This window comes from Streptomyces pseudogriseolus, from assembly GCA_002154585.1.
GTDB lineage: Bacteria > Actinomycetota > Actinomycetes > Streptomycetales > Streptomycetaceae > Streptomyces > Streptomyces pseudogriseolus.
On the sequence record MUNG01000647.1, the window covers coordinates 1 to 2329 of the forward strand.

A 2329-nucleotide genomic window follows, 5' to 3' on the forward strand; every position below is an offset into this window, starting at 1 on the left:
GGGGTGAGTGGATGAGCGGGGGGCTGCCGATGCGGCCCCGCGACGCCACCGTCGGTCAGGTGTCTCCGGGGGTGACGGTCCTGTCGGCGGCTGGCATGATGTGCCGGTGTTCACGACTCACCCCAAGGGCATGGGGCTCACGCTGGCGCTGGTGTCCGCCCTGGCCTTCGGCGGGTCCGGCGTGGCGGCCAAGCCGCTGATCGAGGCCGGCCTCGACCCGCTGCACGTCGTATGGCTGCGGGTGGCGGGCGCGGCCGTCGTCATGCTGCCCCTCGCCGTACGCCACCGCGGGCTGCTGCGGCGGCGGCCCGCGCTGCTCGCGGGCTTCGGGCTGTTCGCCGTGGCCGGCGTGCAGGCCTGCTACTTCGCCGCGATCTCCCGCATCCCCGTCGGCGTCGCCCTGCTCGTCGAATACCTGGCGCCCGCACTCGTCCTCGGCTGGGTGCGGTTCGTGCAGCGGCGGCCGGTGACGCGTGCCGCCGCCGTCGGCGTGGTGCTCGCCGTGGGCGGCCTCGCCTGCGTCGTGGAGGTGTGGGCGGGGCTCGGCTTCGACGCCCTCGGACTCGCGCTCGCGCTGGGCGCCGCCTGCTGCCAGGTCGGCTACTTCGTCCTGTCCGACCAGGGCAGCGACAGCGAGGAGTCCCCCGACCCGCTGGGCGTCATCGCGTACGGACTGCTGATCGGCGCCGCCGTGCTCACCGTGGTCGCGCGGCCCTGGTCCATGGACTGGTCCGTGCTCACCGGCACCGCGACGATGGACGGCACCCCCGTCGCCGCCTTCCTGCTGCTGGGGTGGATCGTCCTGATCGCCACGGTCGCCGCGTACGTCACCGGCGTGCTGTCGGTGCGCCGCCTCTCGCCCCAGGTCGCCGGGGTCGTGGCCTGCCTGGAGGCGGTCATCGCCACCGTCCTCGCCTGGGTGCTGCTCGGCGAGCACCTGTCCGCTCCGCAGATCGTCGGCGGCGTGGTCGTCCTCGCCGGCGCGCTCATCGCCCAGTCCTCCGCCCCGGCGAAGGCCCCCGACGAGCCCGTGGCGGGCGGCGGTCCCGAACGGGAGTTGTCCACGCCGGGAACCACCGCCTAAGGTGCTGATCATGCATACGCGCGCACGTGTTCTTCCGCCGCCGGCCGCCTGAGGCGGGCCCTCCGGCGCACACGCCCGGCAGCGTGCCGGGCGTCGCGGTGCTGCCCGCAGACGAAGTCCGCGGACCCCGGTCCCCCGGCCCCGGCCGGGCCTGAACCGGGCTCCCTTCCGAACTTCCGCGCCCACGCCTGTGCGTGGGGCGCGCCTCTGCGGAGAGAGAACACGTGTCGAACAACGTCTCCGGCCTGCCCGTCGGGCGTGGCCTGATCTACCTCGTCGTCGCCGGCGCCGCCTGGGGCACCGCCGGCGCCGCCGCCTCGCTGGTCTACCGGACCAGCGACATGGGCCCCGTCTCCCTGTCCTTCTGGCGCTGCGCCGCCGGACTGGCCGTGCTGTACGCGGCGCGGCTGCTGACCGGGTGGTCCGGACGCTCCCGCGCCGCCGCCGCCGCGCCGCTGCCGCTGGGCCGCCGAGTGGGGCGGGCCGCGGCCACCGGCATCGGACTCGCGGTGTTCCAGACGGCCTACTTCGCCGCCGTCTCCGCGACCGGGCTGGCCGTGGCGACCGTCGTCACCCTGGGCGCGGGGCCCGTGCTGATCGCCCTCGGGGCCCGGGTCACCCTGGGCGAACGGCTGGGACGCGGCGGGCTCGCGTCCGTCGCGGGCGCGCTCAGCGGGCTCGTGGTGCTCGTCCTCGGCGGCGGCGACGCCACGGTGGACCCGATGGGCGTCCTGCTCGCCCTGCTGTCCGCCGCCGGCTACTCGGCGATGACCCTGCTCACCCGGTGGTGGGGGCGCGACGGCGGCGCCGACTCGTCCGGCGCGACCGTCGGGGCGTTCGCCGTCACCAGCCTGGTCCTGCTGCCGTTCGCCGCGGCGGAGGGGCTGGTGCCGCACACCGACGCGCCCGGCGCCCTGCTGCTCCTGCTCGCCTACGTCGCGACCGTGCCGACCGCGCTGGCGTACGGGCTCTACTTCGCGGGAGCCGCGGTCGTACGGTCGGCGACCGTGTCCGTGATCATGCTGCTGGAGCCGGTCAGCGCGGCGGTGCTCGCCGTCGCCCTGCTCGGCGAGCGGCTCACTGCGGCCACACTGGCCGGCACCCTGCTGATGCTGGGCTCGGTGGCGGGCCTGGCAGCCGCGGAGGCGAGAGACGCGCGGGCGGCGCGCCGGGCGCGGGGGGATGTTGTGGCGGTGTGAGGTGAGGGGGGTGCCTCGGTCGCCGGCCGGCCGGGGCGCCCCCTCC

2 protein-coding genes are annotated in these 2329 nt (G+C 76.3%); both read left to right on the plus strand.

The features are described 5' to 3' along the window. Window positions 1-130: 130 nt before the first annotated feature. Complete coding sequence (locus tag CCN29_RS33730; protein ID WP_006134318.1) at window positions 131-1084, plus strand: EamA family transporter; 954 nt, start codon at window positions 131-133, stop codon at window positions 1082-1084. Between the two features lie 224 nt (window positions 1085-1308). Next, window positions 1309-2283 carry a DMT family transporter gene (locus CCN29_RS33735; protein ID WP_086686274.1) on the plus strand — a complete coding sequence of 325 codons (975 nt, stop codon included), beginning with the start codon at window positions 1309-1311 and terminating at the stop codon, window positions 2281-2283. Window positions 2284-2329 lie beyond the last annotated feature (46 nt).